Source organism: Actinospica durhamensis, assembly GCF_018139695.1.
In the GTDB taxonomy this organism is placed as follows: Bacteria; Actinomycetota; Actinomycetes; order Streptomycetales; family Catenulisporaceae; genus Actinospica; species Actinospica durhamensis.
The window spans coordinates 1-17,514 of sequence record NZ_JAGSOG010000006.1 but is presented as its reverse complement, the minus strand read 5'-3'; the positions used below and the strand labels follow the sequence as shown (position 1 = coordinate 17,514).

The window sequence follows — 17,514 nt, the reverse complement described above, 5'->3', positions numbered from 1 at the left end:
CATGCTCCTCATTCGTCTATGACCTCGCCGTGGAGTCTCATCAACACGTGTCACAGCGGTTTTCCCTTCGGGTCCAGCGCAATCGACCAGACGTTGACCGGATCGGGCTGGGTGTTGATGGGGTTCTCACTGGCGGTGTTCGTCTGCATGTCCACCCAGACGATCTTCCCATTCACGTTCGCCACGTTGAAGGCATGGCCTCCGCGAATCGGGATCCTGCCGGTGTTCGGGTCCAGGACCGGTTGCCCCGTCGTCGGATCCACGTACGGCTTACCCGTCGTCCGGTCGAGGACCGGCCAGTCCACCTGGACGATCGCTGCGGATCCGGGGCCCGCGGCCTGCAACCTGCCGGCGACACTCTGGTATCCGGCCGCGCCGCCGGCACCCTCGTATCTGTGGCTGGCGCCGGCGAAGTTGACGATGTTGCCGTTTGCGCCGCGCTCTGGATCGCTCGAACCGTCCACGCCACTGGTCGGGTCGAACACGCGCGGCTGCGAACAGGTCGGCTGCCCGTACCAGGAGGCCATGAAGGAGCGCGAGCAGTCGGCACAGTTGTTGCCGCGGCCGGACACGTTGATGCCGCCGTCGTTGCCGTCGGCCACCCACCCCGTCCTCGGATCGGCGTGCACGACGAAGCCGCCGTTGGCGTCCTTGGGGAAGTTGCTCTCCATGGCCTGCTGCCACCGCGGGTCGTCATGCAGCAGACCGCCGGGGCCGTTGTAGGGCCGGAACGTGTCGTTGATCGGGCCTCCCGTCGCCGCGCCGCCCGAGTGTTTTCCGGCCGGGTCGGCCGGCCCTTGAGCTGCCGAGGTCTCCTCAGACGGCTCCGAGGAAGAACGCGCACCGGCGCCCGGCTGCTGCGGACCCTTGCGCGCGATACCGGTCAGCGTGTCGGCGATGGTCTGGTCCGCGGTGAAGGTGCGTTCGGTGTTGGTGTCGGTGCGGCTGCCCATCTCGCTCAGCACCCGACCGCCCTGGTCGAACACGTCGCCCCCGGCTTCGGCGGCGTCGGAGGCGGCGTCCTGAACGGCGGCGCCGATGCCGGACTCGTCTCCCGAGCAGTGCTCCGTGAACTGCTGATGGAGCTGCTTGAACTGGCGGCCCATCTGCTGCAGCGACGTGCCGAACTGCGACAGCGCCTGCGCCCCGGCCTTGAGCGTCTCGTAGTCGTTGACGATCTGGCCGCTCACTGCGGCCTCCCGGCGAGGATGTCGGAGATCTTCGAAGCCGTGTCCGTCGTATGCTGCTCGGTCTGCAAGCCCTCGCCGCCCAGCAGTGCGCCGACCTGCCCGGCGGGATCGCCCACGGTTTCCCGGAGCTGGCTGGTGAGTGTCGACAGGCTCTTCTCACCACCGGTCTCGGCGGCGTCGGCGACGGCGGAGAGATCCACACCCTGAGTCACGCCGAGCGCATCGCCGAGCAACTGCTCGCCCAGGTTCTCCGCCGCGGCCGTGAGGGTACTGAGGACCGGTGCCATCATCGCCTGCTTGAGCTGCTGGCCCACCTGTGCGATCGCCTGGTCGAAGATGCCCTTGACCACCGTGCGCGTCGTGTCCACCACCACCGCCTCGGCGCCCGCCCCCAGACCGAGGGTCGCCACCGACTCGGCCGCCACCGCGGCGGTCTGCGCGACGAACGCCACGAACTCCGCGATCGCCGCGACCTTCATCCCCTCGATAATGTCCGCACCGATCGATATCGCCTCGGCCAGAACCTTGATTCCCTCACCCAGGTCCTTGAGATGCTGCCCGGATACCTTGCTCCACAGGGCCTGGAAGATCTCCAGCGACTCCCCCGAGTTCACCCCCAGCATCTGCTCAACCGCCTGCATGGCCCCTGCGTGCTGGTCCTCGAGATCTCCCGCGGCCTGACGAAACTGATCCGCTATCGACCGCAGTTCGTCCTCATCGACGTTCGGCCACACCACACCGATCGCACCGAGCACCCAGACCAGCTCATTGGGCAGCACAACCGACATGAGCTCCCCCCTCAACCCTCTTCCGCCAGCGACCCTCAGGGCCCCGTCTCCGTCAGGGAGAGTAGCCGCGCAACGCCGCACAGTGCACGCTCGGCGCCCCCTTTAATCAGACTTTACGGTCCCTGCTTGATTTCTTCGGGCAGACGAACCCGCTCCAGCCCATGCCGACCAGCCCTCCCGAGCCCGTGGTCGAGCCGACCGGCAACCTGAGACGACCTCCCGACGTCTCTTGATCCGGCGTCCGCGGACGCCGCCCGGCGCGGCGAATCAGCCATCGACCTCGCGGTATTGAAATTACCGCTCTGAGTGGCGCGACCCGCGCTACTGTTGCTTCGCTCGTAGCGCATGCACGGTGTCTCTGGACCCATCGGGGGGCGAGCGCCGTGCGATTCCAGGGAGGGATCACGGAGCAGTGAAGAAGAAACCACCTCTGCCGTCCGGAACCACGACGAGACGCACGCTGAGCGTCTTCGCCGGGTTCCTGCTCGCGCTCACCACGACCGCCGGGACGATCTCCAGCGCATCCGCCGCTACCGCTCCCGCGCACACGCAGGCCACCTCGTCCTCGTCCACGACTCCGACTGAGCACAAGGCAGCGGCAGCAGCAACGGCAACGGCAACGGGCAAGCAGGCGTTCAAGCCGGTCCAGCCGGCCAAAGCCGCGCGTCCCGGCCCGCTCACCGCCGCGCAGGATGCGGCTCGGGCCGCCGCCGCGCGCAGCGTCATCGCGCACTCCACCGTGCCGGACACCTGCTCCGGCGCGATCGCCGCGGACACGGTCTACCCGTGCACCACGCCGTCGGCCACCGGGACCGACACCTTCACCGTCACCCTGACGAGCTCGCACGACCTGCTCGTGTTCGACGTGCTGAACACCAGCTCGCCCGGCGGCGGTTTGCTCCCTGTGAGCATCACGCCGCCCGGGGGCACGGCGACCACGTGTACGGCGGCGACGTACGCCCGGCTTCCGGGGTGCGCGACGAACGCCGCGGGCACCTACACGATCCAGGTCACCAACTACGGCGTCGACTACACGATCGACTACCTGCCGCTGCTCTCGGACAGCTCCTGCACGGCGGCCGACCCGACCTTCGCCACCTGGACGCCGCTGACGGGCACCATCGCGGCCGGTCAGGCCGGAGCGTGCTTCTCCTTGGACGCGCTGAGCGGCGACGTCCTCTCCGATGACGCCCTCTACGGGAACGAACTCACGGTCTACGACTCGACCGGTACCGCGATCTGCGACGACGATCAGGGTGTATGCACGCTCTCCGGTGTCGCGCCGTATCGCCTCCTCGACACGTACACCTCGGGCGGCTCGTACAGCTACGGCATGTACCTCAAGGACATCACCGACCCGACCGGATGCGTCGCCACCGCCCAAGCGGTGTACGGAACCGCGCCCGACGTGTCCTCGCCTGTGCTCTGCCGCACGCTGACCGTCACCCAGGCCGGAAGCTACCAGGTCGCGGCCGTGGCTCCGGTAGGTTACTCGGGAATCACCGGCAGCCTCTTCACGCCGGCGGGCGTGCCGGCGTGCACCAACGGCGGACCGTTATGCCAGCTCGCGGCCGGTACCTACGACTATGTATTCAACGAGTGGCCCGGGGCGACCGGTGACGACTTCGGCGTCGAGTTCACCGCCGCGACCGAGAGCCGCGGCTGCACCGCCGCCGGAGACTCCGACTTCCAGAGCGGTGACGCGACCGGCACATTCGCCGGAAACGGCGCCGAGGCCTGCCTGAACCTGCCGACCGCCTCCGGTAAGACGGATTACTTCAACGACCAGTCGAACACTGACGGAACCATCGCCCAGGTCCTGTTCATCGTGGATGCGACCGGCGCCCAGCAGTGCACGAATGCGAATTTCAGTTCCCTGGTGACGTGCACCCTGACCGGCACCGCGCCCTTCCGGGCAGTGCTCGCGTCCGGCGGTGTGAGCTCGGCGAACATCTCCGACACGGTCTACCGTCTGCTCGTGCAGCGCACCGACTCCACGGCCGGCTGCGCCGACTGGCCCCAGTCGGGCTATGGCGGTACGCCTGGCGTGAGCGTCTCGCTGACCCTTGCGAACGACTTCGGATGCGTGAGCATCCCGGCCGCGCAGCATTCCACCGGCGAGATGGTCGACTACTCGAACAACTCGAACGTCAGCGACACCGGAATCAACATCTACGACACGGCCGGCAACCAGGTCTGCTTCACAAACGGCACCGCGGTCTGCTCGTACAAGGCGGGTCAGAGCTATCTGGCGCTGATCTACTTCGTCGGCAACTCCACTCTGCAGAGCGACACGATCCACCTGGTGCGTCGTGACACCTCGCAGACGGCTTCGTGCTCGGCCCCGGTGTCCACGACCGTCGGCGCGGCTTCCACGCCGATCAACCTGACCTCTGACCTCGACGCGGCCTGCTACCGGGTCACAGCGGCGAGCACCGACCGGCTGTACTTCAACATCCGTACGCAGTCGCCGGCCCAGACCGGTGCCGTGCTCGAGGTGGCCAACGCCGCCGGCACGATCGTGTGTCGGCAATGGGGCTCGATCGGCTGCGCGGTCACCGGATCCACGGTGTACCAGGCGATCGTGATCGCCTCGGGGTACAACGGCGTCACCATCGCCGCCCACCTCGACGCGCTGCGAGTCGGGACCTCGTCCGGCTGGGCCTCGCAGTGCACCGCGCACTCCGTATCCGCGAACGGATGGCTCACCCCGCTCAGCGGCACGCTGAGCGAGTCCGCGTCGTCTTACTGCGCGGTGGTGGCGATCCAGCCGAGCCAGTGGTGGAACCTCTACGGCGCCGACACGGCCACGGCCGACGAGTCGCCGGTGGTCCGCATGTTCTCGACCTCTGACTGGACGTCCGGCAACATCCTGTGCTCCGGCGGTGTCTCGGTCGGCTGTCAGGCCTCGAGCAACGACTCCGGGCAGGCCGTGATGATCGTGACCCTGGGATCCGTACAGGGCAACACGGGCTTCAGCATCCAGGGCGTATGCAATGTCGACTGCCCGAGCCACACCGCATTCCCGACGATGACCTCGGTCTCCGCCTCGTCGCAGCCGCAGGGTGCGGCCGACGCTCTGGTGGTGCACGGCACGAACCTCAACCTCGGCACCGAGCTCGAGCTGATGAGCAACGACACGGCCCCGGCCGGCTACACGATCGCCACCCCGCGTTCGGTGAGCACCGACGGCACATCGGCAACGTACTCGCTCGACACGCTGAACGTGGCTCCGGGCAAGTACGACCTCGGACTCGGCGTCATGTACGGGTCGGCCCCGTTCTGCTCCAACGGCCAGGCCTCGGCCCAGTGCCTGTACGGCGCGTACACGGTGACCGCCGGGCGCGGCGCAGCGAGCACCTTCGTCGCCCTGCCCACGAAGCGGATCATGGACACCCGCTCCGGGCTCGGCGTGCGCAAGGGCACGGTCGCCGGGAACGGCACCGTGTCGCTGACCGTGGTCGGGGTCGGCGGAGTTCCGTCGACCGGCGTCACGGCCGTCGAGCTCGACCTCACGGCGCTCGACCAGACCCTGGGCGGCTACGTGACCGCCTACCCGTACGGCGCGGCCCGGCCCAACGCCAGCGATATGAACTTCGGCGCGGACCAGGTCCTGACCAACCTGGTCTCGGTCCCGGTCGCCCAGGGCAAGATCCAGCTCTACAACGGCGCGGCCGGCACGATCGACCTGATCGTCGACGTCGTGGGCTACTTCAGCACGAACACCTCCGGCTCGCTCTACACGGCCGTCACCCCGTCGCGGATCGTCAACACGGCCGCCGGCCTCGGCGCGGCCAAGGCCAAGGTCGCGGCACACGGATCGCTCACGGTCACCGTGGCCGGAGTGGGCGGCGTGCCCTCCACCGGGGTCACCGCCGTCGCGCTGGACGTGACGGCGAGCGGCAGCGCGGGCAACGGCTTCCTGGTCTCGTACGCACCCGGCGGGACCGTCCCGGCCGGCACGGACGTGACCTACCGGACCGGCCAGGCGCACACCGGCCTGATCGTGGTGCCGCTGGTCCAGGGCAAGTTCGTGATCGACAACGGCGGCCCGCAGTCGGTCGACCTGGCCATGGACGTCGAGGGCTACTACGAGCCCGGAACCGGCTCCGGCTTCCAGCCGGTCGGCCCGGTGCGCGTGCTCGACGACCGCAGCGGCCTCGGCGGCGCCGGGGCCACCCCGGTACCCGCCGGCGGCGTGGCGATGCTGCCGTACTCCTCGCTGACCGGGGTGCCGGGCACCGCCACCGCGGTGGTGCTCGACGTGGTGATCGTCGCCCCGCAGACCACCGGCACGCTGACCGTCACCGTCGACGGCCAGCCGCTGCCCGGCCTGCCGAACCTGTCCTACCCGGTGTCCAAGCTGACCGCGGACCAGATCGTCGTCCCGGTCGGCAGTGAGCTGGACTTCTACAACAACTCGGGAGGCACCGTGCAGGTCGTCGCCGACCTGCAGGGGTACTACACCTCCTGACCCGCGGATCCACGACCGCCCCCGCCCTGCCCGGAGTCCGCTTCGGGCAGGGCGGGGGCGGTTCCGCGCTCAACGGAGACCGCGCGAGGTGACCGCGGTCACGCCACCCTGATGCGGTCGATGGCGTCGAAGTCCCAGTCGATACCGAGGCCGGGGCCCTCCGGCGCGACGGCGTGGCCGTCCTCGATCGACATCTGACTGCGGGTGATCGCGCGCAGCTGCGGGATGTGCTCCACGTACGCGCCGTTGGGCACCGCGGCCGTCAGGCTGACGTGCAGCTCCATCAGGAAGTGCGGGCAGACGTGCACGTTGAACGCCTCGGCGAGGTGAGCGACCTTCAGCCACGGCGTGATGCCCCCGACTCGCGCGACGTCCACCTGCACGATCGACGCCGCACCGGCGGCGAGGTACTCCCGGAACTGGGCGAGGGAGTACATGGACTCCCCCACCGCGATCGGGATGCTGGTCGACCGGGCCAGCGCCACATGCCCGGCCACGTCGTCGGCGGGTAGCGGCTCCTCGAACCAGGCCAGACCGATCGGCTCGAAGGCCGCGGCCCGCCGCCGCGCCTCGGCACGCGTCATCGACTGGTTCGCGTCGACCATGATGTCAAGGCCCTCACCCACGGCCGCACGTACCGCACGCAGCCGCTCCACGTCCTGCTCGACGCGGTCCTTGCCGACCTTGAGTTTCACCCCCGACCAGCCGGCACGCTGCGAGGCCATGGCGCCGTCGACCAGCTCCTGCGTCGAGAGGTGCAGCCACCCACCCTCCGTGTCGTACAGCGGCACCTTCTGCCGGAAGCCTCCGGCCAGCCGCCACAACGGCTCCCCCGCGCGCTTGCCACGCAGATCCCACAACGCGGTGTCCACCGCCGCCAACGCCAGCGAGGTGATGGCCCCGACCGCGGTGGCGCGCGTCGAGGCGAAGAGATCGAACCAGATCCCTTCCACCAACGTGGCGTCCGCGCCGGGAAGCCGGGGCAGCAAGTGTTCCTGCAGCATCGCCAGCACCGAGCGGCCGCCCGTGCCGATCGTGTAGGAGTAGCCCACGCCGGTGTTGCCGTCGTCGGTGGTCAGTTCCACGAAGACGGTCTCCTGCTTGACGAACGACTGCACGGCGTCCGTACGCAGCGTCTCCACCTTGACATCGGCCAGCCAGGCGACGGCTTCGACGATCTTTGTCACGTTGGGCTTCCTTCGCGGAGCGGGAGTGCATCAGGATCTGGATCGTATATTATCGAGCATCCTCGCGACACGCCCCGAGAACGGTCAAGGGCGCTACCGCCCGACCGAACCCCGTCCCGCACGGGAAATCCCCAGCTCCAGCGAGAGCCACGCTCGTGCAAGTCAAGCCAGATCGTATACAATCGGCCGCGGCATCGGCGCCCAGTTGCTGCGCTCCAAGCTCAGAGAACTCACACCGGAGAACCCCACACCATGGCGTCAACACAGCGGACGATGCTGAGCGACTCCGTCTACGAGACCATCCGTCGCCGCCTGGTCAATCAGGAGGTCGCGCCGGGTGAGAAGCTCAACATCAGCACCCTCGCCGCCGATCTCGAGGTCTCCCCCACCCCCGTACGCGAGGCGCTGGCCCGGCTGGAAGTCGAGGGCCTCGCCGTCAAACGCAGCCTCGCCGGCTACACCGCGGCACCGCTCCTGAGCCGCAGGGACTTCGACGACCTCTTCGAAATGCGGCTCGTCGTGGAGTCGGCCGTCGCGGGCCGGGCTGCCACACGGATCTCCCCAGCCGACCTGGAGACCCTCGATCGGCTACTCGAGGAGATGCGCGAGGCGCGGCGCACGACGAACGCGGAGGCACTGCGCGTCTTCGTCGACCACGACTCCCTCTTCCACGAGCAGATCGCCACCTCGAGTGGCAACATCATGATGGCCGACGCGCTACGACGCCTGCATGCCCACACGCATCTGTACCGCCTGTACTTCCATGCCGGGATCGCCGAGTCGACCTGCACGGAGCACGAGCGAATCGTGGACGCGCTACGTGCGGCCGACCCCGATCTGGCGGCGGCCGCCATGCGCAGCCACCTGCGCCGCGCCCAAGAGCGTCTGGCGCCTGCCGCGGGCGGGGAGGAAACGGTGTAGGGAGCCAGGACGGTGCCGGGGGTGAGTCCGCACACGGACTCACCCCCTGGTCTACCAGCGGCCTGACTTTCTCCGGGTCAGGCCGAGTTTCTCGGCGCCGTCACTGGTGCCGCCGATGATTTCGGCGGTCGTCTTCGGGTCGGTGGTGCGAAACGACTCGATCAGCTGCGTAGCGCATGCCTGCGGACCGCCCGCGACATCGAGGACGAGGCCGAACTGCACGTACGGATCCTCGAACGACTCCCGGTGCGCCGGGTACTCGAAGGTCAGGCGGACGGTGTCGAACTCTGTCAGCCAGGACGTGCACCATTCCGGCTTGCAGCCCCAGCGGCCCAGGATGTCGGGCTCGGCGCGCAGTTGCTCGCTCACGAGGCGGGCGACGGTCCGAGCAGGCCACTCCCAGCTGTGGTCCTGCTCGGCTCGTTCGATCTCTGCGTCGTATTGCGCCGCATCGAACCTGGACTCCGGGGGCGGGTCTCCCGGCATGGAAGTGCGCCAGTCCTTCCAGACCACCTCGCCGCCCTCACGCACGATCGTGACGTACAACCCGCCGCAGCAACCCTCCGTGCAGTAGGCCTCGGCCAGCCGGACCTCCCGCGGTTCCTCCGTGGCACGCAGCAGCCCGGTCGCCAGAAGGCATTCGGGGACGGCGGCCGGGCCCCTGTCGAAGCTCGCCGCGACGATCGGGACATCGTCGATCAGGATCCTGGCCTCGACTTGGGGAAAACCATCGGGCTCCGGATCGGGCACGACGACTCGGACGGCGAAGCGCCCGGCCGGCTGCTCGCGCCGATTCGCCGTATCGACAGCCCACCGAGCTCGCCGCGCCTCGACAGGGTCCTGCGACCGTGCACTGTACTCGAGGGCCTCTCGCCATGCCGGGGAGGCAAGCAGATCCCGGATCCTCGCGACATGGCCATCGCGGTCCTCGCCCACCACCGCGGCCGCGGGCCCGGTCGCGATGTCCTGGCAAACCATCGTCAACAGCGCAGCGCGCTCCAAGGTGGCCGGCCGGCACGCCGCGGTCTCGATCCAGGCCCGGTAGACGGCACTGGCGTGCTCGTACCGGTGAATCTCGTAGCGGTAGTTGCGGGTGCTGCACATCGCCAGCAGTAGGCTCCCTGCCTGATCCCACAGGCGGTCGGATACACCTCCCTCGGCAAACGACCGCGAGATCTGACACGACTCGGCAATCCGCAGGGCAACGTCGCTGGAGAGAAGCGATCTCGGTGTCGACAGAACCCAGTCACGCACCTGCGGGTCGGCGTCCGCGATCAATGCCTGCACTGCGGTGATGCGGTGGTGACATGAACGGTCCGCGAGCCAGATCACGTCGTGCGCCGCACCCGGGATCTGCGCCAGAGTCTGAATGGCGAGCTGATCGGCGAAGCACAGCAGCCCGATCATCTTGATCAAGGTGATGTCATGGCGCTCCGCATTGCCGTAGAGCAGACCGAGGCCGACGAGCACCGCACGGCGATCCGTGCCGTGCCGTACGAGCCAACGAGCCGTATCGCGAAGCCTCGCAGACGGCTCGGGGGCGAGTTCGTGCCAGACCTTGGGTACATCCCGGCCATGGACGGCCAGGCTCATGCAACGCTCGTGAAGATCTGCGGGTGTCCACGCCGGGGTGGCGATGAACTCCCGCAATAGCGCCGCCAACGCGGCCTTGCGCTCTCGATGAGGAGGCCAGGGAGAGTCGCCGCTGTCGGGAAGGGGTTCTCCACCGTCCGGCAGCGGGCCGTCGGGTGTCAGGGCGAACAACCGCTGCGCATGGTCGAACAGGGATACCGGATGGTCGAGCGCATTGCGCTCGTGAGCCGCGCTCACCGGCTGGAGGAAGACTCGATTCTCTTCGTCATGCTCGAGACTGTACACGCGAACGCAGCTCGATGACGCCCGCCGTCAGCCGCCGACCGAGGGCTGAGGTGGAGCTCTCGCTCTGCTTGTCACCGACGCCGTGTAGCCTCCGGGGGGCAACAACATGCGTACCCCATGGTAGGAGACACATTGGGCGCGAAGACGGGGCTGTTGGCCTATGCCGCACAGGACGTCGCGCAGATCTTGCGGGCCCGGCCCGACGACACAGGTCGCGAGGCCGCTGAGGCGCTGTTACGGCGGATCCACCCAGGTTGGTGGATCGACCGGCCGGCCGGCCGGTGCCGACGCGCTCAGTGATCTGTCGGAGGCGCTCTACCCGCCGGAGGATGTCGCCTACGCCGCACACTTCCCGGGGCTCGAGATCGTGTGCGACCGACGCGTCATGGTCGACCATCCTTCGCGCCTGCCGCGGCACTACCTCGATGCGGCCGAGGGGCACACGGTGCTCCTGCACGCGATGCACAGCGTGTCCGACACGCTGGCCTTCGCCGTGTGGAAGCAGGGCGAACTCGTGCGCTCGCTCAGCCTCTCGCCGCACGGCGGGATCACCGAGAACATCGGCGAGCCTCTGCCGTTCGAGAAGCCCTTCTGGGCAGGTGAACATGCGGTCTCGCCGGTGCCAGGGAAGCTGAGCAAGGGCCCGTATCCATTGCCGTTCCATCCGCTCACGCTCGGCGAGGCGGCACTGCGCGCATTGTTCGGGTTCGTGGTCGAGGGACGGCACGCGCCCGACGACGTCGACGGATCGGCGATCACCATCCACGGCTTCGTCCTGACCGACCCCTCCGGCCCCACGATCGAGCAACGCCGCGCCGCGCGTGCGGCGGCGGCCACCCTCATGGGCCCGCGCCGCTCGCTGTACCTCCAACCGGACGGCTCATGGGCCGAAGCGTTCACATCACCGGAAGCCACCACGGCGTGACCGCGAGCGTGGAGTTGCCGCCGGTCGAGATACCCGGATACGCGGGCGGGCCGTTCATCCATCGCCCGCGACTGCTCGACGAGCACCTGTTCGTGATCGGACACCCCTACGGATGCGTGCAGAGCGAGCAGGCAGAGGAGGCCGTATTCGGCACCGACTACGAGGAGGCCGCGAACCTCAACAGTGAACTGCTGCAGGGCGGGCACTGGCCGGTGTTCACCGTGCCCCTCACCGACCGTCACCGGCTCTATGTGGTCTACCGCGCCTTTCCGGACGACCCCGGCGTCGACTACCTGCTGCACCACCCCGACTGGGAACAGGCCGAAATGCTGGCCGCCGACGACGGCCACTTCCACGGCCCGGGGCTGCGCTGGCACGAACTCGAGGCGACAGCCTTCAACGCCCTGCCCGGCGGCAGCACTCAGGACCCGCACGCCCGCCTGCTCCTGCTGCTACCCGCCCTCGGCGACGACCTGCTCGACAAAACGGCGGTCGACTCCGTCGTACAGGCCCTGGCCGCACGCACCCGAGTCGATGACCCCGAGCGGGCCGCCACACTCCTGCTCGACGAGCAAGGCCAAGCCGGCCCAGCCCACTGGCAAGCCGACGACCGAGGCACCTGGACATGCGACGGCAGCTACGCCTTTCGCGCTCCCGGCGGCCTGCCACCCGCTCGGCTCGCCCGCATCTCCGCCGCGCTCAATCCGTGGTGAGGGAACCGCAGGGCATTGAGGAACTCAGTCCTCGTACTGCCGCGTTGGGTCATGCGGGAGGCGCGGTGAAACGGACACGACAACGGGACCGTGAAGAGGCCCGTGCAACAGGTGGCGAGGGCTGCGGCGCGAGCCGTGGCCGGTGGGCGCACCACCTTCGTACGCTGCCACTCCGGTTACAACCGCTCCGGTCTTGTGGTGGTACAGGCCCTCGTCGAACTCGGCCATGACGTCGATGCAGCGATCCGCCTCGTCCAGGAGAAGCGATCTCCATGGGCCTTGAACAATGCCATCTTCCGGGACTACCTGAGCACGGGCCTCGATGTCGCCTACCGCCTGACGGGGCTCCAGAGCTGAGATCCGTCAGACCCGGCGGCGGACCGGGAAATGCTCACGTCGCCGTGGTGCGGGTCGGGGTGAGCGGCGGCGTCTGCGCGGACAGCGGCTCCGGCTGCCTGGCGGGCTCGGATGCGCAACTCCATCCAGGCACGCGCCACCGACTCGGCGATCGCGCCCTTGGTCACGTCACGGTGTCAGGCTCGTCATGACGCTTCGGGGCAGGGACGGGTTGGCCGCGGCCGCCTCGACGACCTGCCAGTCCTCGTCGTCGAGCAGCTCGACGATCACTTCGGGCGGCAGCTCGGGGTGGCGGGCGGCCAGCGGTCGCGCCTGGCTGTCGGCGAGGCACGGCAGCAGGGCCGTTGCCGTCGCGTGGGGATGGCGGGCGATTTCGCGGAAGGCCTTCTGTACCGGTGGTCGGTGCTCAGCCAGATCTTCGAGCAGCATCGCGGTGGCGTCCGGATTGGCGGCGACTTTCGCGACGACCCGCACGCCGTGGCGCGCGAGCATCGTGCGCAACTGGGCGTCAGTCAGGCCCGGGTGCGGCGCGATGGCCTTGGCCACCTTCGCGTCGCAGTCCTCGGCCAAAGCGTCACGGACCGCCGCAGGCAGGTCGCGCCGATGAGCGACGAGCATCCTCACCTCGGGGTTCCGGGAAGCAGCCAGATGCTCGACCTCGTCCCGCGAAGCGGTGGCGATGCGCGGCAGCAAGGTCGACCCGATACGGGTGGCGCCGGCCAGGTGATCCAGTACTTCGAGCGGGAGGTTCGGGTGGTGGGCGAGCTGGCGCTGGACGTCGTGGCCACGGTCCGCGGCCAGTGCGCGGATCACGTCTTCACCGATGACCGGATTACTCGCAAGCGTCGCACGTACCCAGGGAATGGCATCCTCGGCGAGACGCGCGGCCGTCTGCGGAGCGAGGTCCGCACGAGCCGCCAGCGCGACGCGCAGCAGCATGGAGGGGTGCCTGGCGAAGCCCGCTGCGGCCTCAGCCGGGGTGGCCGGATTCTGCAGCGCTATCTGCTGAAGCTGGTGCCGCGTGGACTGGTGCGAGCCGTCGCAGGCTGCGTCCGGCGGCAGGTCGCAGCCGCGTCGATCGCAGTCCGGGGCGTGGACGAAGGGGATGGTCTCGCGGTCGCACACCAGGCAGGAGCGCGCCGCCGGCAGTCCCTCGCCGGTCAGCAACGCCGTCAGCGCGGCCGGCGGCGCTTTTTCATTGGCCGCTACCGAGCGGCGGACTTCGGCGTGCGGATGAGTCGCGAGTTCGGCGGCAAGGTCCGTCGGCGCCCACAGCGCAAGCTCGGCGACGACGCCGATCTCGGGATCCGAGGCGAGCGCGCGCAGTACATCGGGCGGAAGATCAGGGCAGGCCGCGAGTTGCTCGCGATGACGGGCCACCGGGTCGCCCGCCAGCAGCCTGCCCCACTCGGGCCGGCCGACCCCGGCATCGAGTAGAGCGAGCGCGACGCGCGGCCGGGCCGCGGGATCGATGCCCTCCGCGGTCAGACGTCCGTCGTATGCGAGTCGAACAGCGGCATCGTCGAACTCTGCCAGGTCGGCCAACTGCGCCGAAGTGAGATCTGGTCGGCCCGCGAGGGTGCAGGCCAGTTCTTCATCGGCAGCCGCGATGAGCCGCTCGAGCAGATCGGGCGGGAGCGCGGGGTTCTCGGCCAGGCCATGGAGTCGATGCTGCACACCGCGATCCTGCATGAGAACGCAGCCGCTTCGCGACTCGATTTACCGGGCGCGGTGGGGCATCCGCGTCCTGCGCTCCGACCGTGCGCGACGAGCTACGACCGTACACGACGAGACACGACGAGCCACGACGAGCCACGACGCATCAGAGCACCGATTCAGCGCGAACCGCGCCGGCTCGGCCGTTCGTCGCGAGACAGCTCGGCGGTGGCCTGGTGACGTCGCCGCCAAGCCACCGCCGAGGGACGCAGGATGTGCGTCAGCTCACCGTCACGGGATCAGGCTGGAGCACTGTGTCTGCCACGTCTCCTCCGGCTGGGCGTTGCCGCTGCCGTGGTGGATCGCGATGATGTCGTCTTGGACCTCGGTCTTGATCGTGGCGCCGGTCTGCGGGCCGACGATTCCGTCGACGCTGTCGCCGAATTCGGCCTGGAACTGCTCGACGGCCTTTTCGGTGAGCGGGCCGTAGCTGCCGTCCACCGCGACGGTCGGAATCTCGAAGAAGTTCACCGCCCGCTGAACGCACTCGACCGTCGCCACGCTGCTGCCCGGTCCGATGTCGCTCGGCGCGGCGGCGGCCAGCGCGGGGCCGATCCCCAGCGCCAGCGCGCCGACGGCGATGCCTCCTACCATCAGCAGACGCCTGGTTCGGGTGATGTCGCCCATACTCAACTCACGTTCCTCACTTGCTCGCGGGGCCGGCCGAGCAGCTCGACAGGGCCCTGATTGATGAAAGTCGTGCGAGAACGGGTAGCCGCTCGGAGCGTCAGCTGATCGAACCCTCGAGCAGGGAGTCGCAGGTGGTCTCCCAGGTCGCCAGGGTCTCGTCCGTGTGGCCGTCGCGCTCCGAGGTGTAGACCATGTTGTAGATGACCGTCTTGATGCTGCCGCCGGTGTCCGGGCCGACGAGGCCGTCCACGCTCAGGCCGTGGTCCGACTGGTAGGTCTCGACGGCGGACGAGGTGAGCGGGCCGTAGCTGCCGTCGACCGAAAGCCCGGCGCTGTCGAGGTCGTTCATCGCCTCCTGGACGCACTTGACCGGCTGGCCGCTGCTGCCGGGGCCGATCTGGCTGGCCGCGAACGCGGCGGTGGCGGTCAGGGCGACCCCTGCCGCCGCGATCGCGCCGATGCTCGCCGTGCGCAGGGCGATCCTTCTCTTCATGGCTTCCCTCTTTCGGTCGGTGTGGGCCGGGTGCGCTCGCCGCGTCTGCGTTCACCCGGGCGTCTCGCGTGGTGGGACAGGCTTCTGAGACGCTGGGCCAGGGCGGGCCGATGCGGTGGGGTGCTTCGACGAGCCTGGTGGCACTTCGGCGATCATGTGAGCCCTGATGCTCTCGGCGGCGCGCGGGACTATTCTGAAATCAGAGGGCTGCAATCCGGCTGCAATCCGGCGACGGCGCGTGTCGGCCCACGATGGTCGCCGCGGGCGGGGAGGTCTTCTCGGTGAGGCTGGGGATTCTGGGGCCGGTGCTCGTGCTCGACGACGCGGGTGAGCAGATCCATCTCGCGGTGCGGCAGCGTACGCTGCTGGCGGCGTTGCTCGTACACGTGAACCGCACGGTGCCGGTGCACCAGTTGGCGGAACTGGTCTGGGACGGGGCGGCGCCGCATAACGCGCAGCGCACGATCCGCACCTATGTCGTGCGGCTGCGCCATGACCTGGGTCCGGCCGTGGCGGCACGCGTCGTCACCCACAGCCCGGGCTACCTGATCCGCCTGGAGCCCGCGGAACTCGACACCCTGGAGTTCGAGGCCTTGTGCCGGCACGCGGGTGCGGCGCTGGGAGCGGGCTCCGGGAACGAGGCGTCGAGCGCCGCCACGGAGGCGTTGGGCCTGTGGCGGGACGCGCCGCTCCTGGACGTGCCCTCTCAGCTGCTGCGCGAGCAGTGCCTGCCCCGGCTCGAACAGCTGCGCCTGCAGGCGGCCGAGGACGGCGCCGAGGCGCGGTTGCGGCTGGGGGAACACGACGGCCTGGTGCCGCAGCTGCGGGAGCTGGCCGGCGCCTTTCCGCTGCGGGAGAAGTTCCATGTGCAGTTGATGACCGCGCTGGCCCGGGCCGGGCGGCGGGCTGAGGCGCTGGCCGCCTACCAGAACGCCCGCAAGGTGCTGGTCGGGGAGCTCGGGATCGAGCCCGGCCCGGAGTTGCGTGCGGTGCACGAGTTCGTACTGGCAGGTGAGCGTGAGCTCGCGCGCGACCGGCCCGGCGACGGCGTCCCGCGGGTCGAGGTCGCGGGCACGGGCGTGGGCACGGGCGCGCAGACGTCGGCCGCGGCGGTGGTGCCCAGGCACCTGCCTTCGGCTCCGGGGCACTTCACCGGTCGGCAGGACGAGCTGCTCATACTCGCGACGCTGCCGAACCGGCCCATGCAGTCGGACACGCAGACGGTGGCGCAGGCGCAGACGGACGCGGCCGGCGCGGTGGTGATCTCGGCGATCGACGGGATGGCCGGGATCGGCAAGACCGCGCTCGCGATCCACGCCGCGCACCGGCTGGCGGAAAGCTTCCCCGACGGGCAGCTGTTCCTCGACCTGCACGGCTACACCAAGGGCCACGCCCCGCGTACTGCGGACCAGGCCCTTGACTTCCTGCTGCGGGCCCTTGGCGTGCCCACGGAGCGCATCCCGCTCGACGGCGAGCTCGCCGCGGCGCTCTACCGCCAGCGCCTGGCCGAGACCAGGACCCTGATCGTGCTGGACAACGCGGCCACCGAGGCCCAGGTACGTCCGCTGCTGCCCGGTACCGGCTCATGCCTGGTCCTGATCACCAGCCGGGTAAGGCTCAAAGGTTTGGACGACGCACAGATCATCTCGCTCGACCTGCTCGCGGAATCCGACGCGGTCGCGCTGCTGCGCGCGGTGGCCGGACCCGACCGCGTCGCGCCTGAGGACCCGCTGGCGGGCGAGATCGCCGGGCTGTGCGGGTACCTGCCGCTGGCGCTGCGCATCGCCGCGTCGCTGCTGCGCCACCGCCCGGCCTGGGGCCTGGAACAGCTGGCCGGGCAGCTGCGCGACCGACGCCGGCGCGTCAGCGCGCTCTCGGACGGGGAACGCGGGCTGCCCGCCGTGTTCGACCTGTCCTACCTGAGCCTGGACGAAGCGCACCGGCGCCTGTGGCGGCGGCTGGGATTGATTCCGGGTCCTGATCTGGACGCGTACGCCGCCGCGGCTCTGGCCGAGCTCGCCCCGGAGCGAGCCGCCGGGCTGCTGGAAGATCTGGTCGACCACAATCTGCTGATCGCCTACGCCCCGGGCCGTTACCGGCTGCACGATCTCCTGCGCGCCCACGCCCACACCCTGGCTGCCGCCGACCCCGCGCCCGAGAGTGAGGCCGCCGTGGGCCGGCTGCTGCACTACTACGCGCACACCGCGCGCAGCGCCTCGGTCCCCATCGCTCGTCACCCGAG

General features: G+C 69.4%; 13 protein-coding genes. 6 read left to right on the top strand and 7 right to left on the bottom strand.

The features are described 5' to 3' along the window. Positions 1-50 precede the first annotated feature (50 nt). Positions 51-1,190, bottom strand: coding sequence for a toxin glutamine deamidase domain-containing protein (locus tag KDL01_RS45055; protein ID WP_212526612.1), 1,140 nt, complete (start codon positions 1,188-1,190; stop codon positions 51-53). Next, positions 1,187-1,978: a WXG100-like domain-containing protein gene (locus KDL01_RS02315; RefSeq protein WP_212526611.1), complete on the bottom strand. Its 792-nt coding sequence runs from the start codon at positions 1,976-1,978 to the stop codon at positions 1,187-1,189. Before KDL01_RS02315 ends, KDL01_RS45055 begins: the two co-directional genes overlap by 4 nt. 412 nt (positions 1,979-2,390) lie before the next feature. Between KDL01_RS02315 and KDL01_RS02310 the strand changes: the two genes are divergently transcribed. After that, positions 2,391-6,452 (top strand): hypothetical protein, encoded by a 4,062-nt coding sequence (locus KDL01_RS02310; RefSeq protein WP_212526610.1) that lies wholly within the window; start codon positions 2,391-2,393, stop codon positions 6,450-6,452. Positions 6,453-6,550: 98 nt separating this feature from the next. On the opposite strand, the gene KDL01_RS02305 is transcribed toward KDL01_RS02310, so the two are convergent. After that, positions 6,551-7,639, bottom strand: a complete 1,089-nt coding sequence (locus KDL01_RS02305; protein ID WP_212526609.1) for a mandelate racemase/muconate lactonizing enzyme family protein — start codon at positions 7,637-7,639, stop codon at positions 6,551-6,553. 273 nt (positions 7,640-7,912) lie between these two features. Between KDL01_RS02305 and KDL01_RS02300 the strand changes: the two genes are divergently transcribed. Further along, complete coding sequence (locus KDL01_RS02300) at positions 7,913-8,560, top strand: GntR family transcriptional regulator (protein ID WP_212526608.1); 648 nt, start codon at positions 7,913-7,915, stop codon at positions 8,558-8,560. Between the two features lie 51 nt (positions 8,561-8,611). On the opposite strand, the gene KDL01_RS02295 is transcribed toward KDL01_RS02300, so the two are convergent. After that, the gene (locus tag KDL01_RS02295) at positions 8,612-10,438 is read right to left on the bottom strand and encodes a hypothetical protein (protein ID WP_212526607.1); all 1,827 of its coding nucleotides are present in this window, start codon (positions 10,436-10,438) and stop codon (positions 8,612-8,614) included. A gap of 160 nt (positions 10,439-10,598) precedes the next feature. On the opposite strand from KDL01_RS02295, the gene KDL01_RS46740 reads away from it, so the two are divergent. From KDL01_RS46740 to KDL01_RS02280, 3 genes are all read left to right on the top strand, one after another. Beyond that, positions 10,599-11,363, top strand: coding sequence for a DUF6928 family protein (locus KDL01_RS46740; protein WP_438801944.1), 765 nt, complete (start codon positions 10,599-10,601; stop codon positions 11,361-11,363). Beyond that, on the top strand, positions 11,360-12,076 hold the full coding sequence (locus KDL01_RS02285) for a hypothetical protein (protein WP_212526605.1): 717 nt from the start codon (positions 11,360-11,362) through the stop codon (positions 12,074-12,076). The genes KDL01_RS46740 and KDL01_RS02285 overlap by 4 nt, the downstream gene beginning before the upstream one ends. 102 nt (positions 12,077-12,178) lie before the next feature. Next, a complete protein-coding gene (locus KDL01_RS02280; protein ID WP_212526604.1) occupies positions 12,179-12,433 on the top strand; it encodes a protein-tyrosine phosphatase family protein in 255 nt (84 codons plus the stop codon). Positions 12,434-12,601: 168 nt separating this feature from the next. Here the strand turns inward: KDL01_RS02280 and KDL01_RS02275 are convergent, their stop codons facing one another. The 3 genes from KDL01_RS02275 to KDL01_RS02265 form a co-directional block, all read right to left on the bottom strand. Next, positions 12,602-14,110: a hypothetical protein gene (locus tag KDL01_RS02275; protein ID WP_212526603.1), complete on the bottom strand. Its 1,509-nt coding sequence runs from the start codon at positions 14,108-14,110 to the stop codon at positions 12,602-12,604. Between the two features lie 270 nt (positions 14,111-14,380). Beyond that, positions 14,381-14,743, bottom strand: coding sequence for a peptidoglycan-binding domain-containing protein (locus KDL01_RS02270; protein WP_212526602.1), 363 nt, complete (start codon positions 14,741-14,743; stop codon positions 14,381-14,383). Between the two features lie 133 nt (positions 14,744-14,876). Further along, positions 14,877-15,272: a peptidoglycan-binding domain-containing protein gene (locus KDL01_RS02265; protein WP_212526601.1), complete on the bottom strand. Its 396-nt coding sequence runs from the start codon at positions 15,270-15,272 to the stop codon at positions 14,877-14,879. A 281-nt stretch (positions 15,273-15,553) separates the two neighbouring features. On the opposite strand from KDL01_RS02265, the gene KDL01_RS02260 reads away from it, so the two are divergent. Then, on the top strand, positions 15,554-17,514 hold a 1,961-nt coding region (locus tag KDL01_RS02260; RefSeq protein WP_212526600.1), incomplete at its 3' end, for an AfsR/SARP family transcriptional regulator.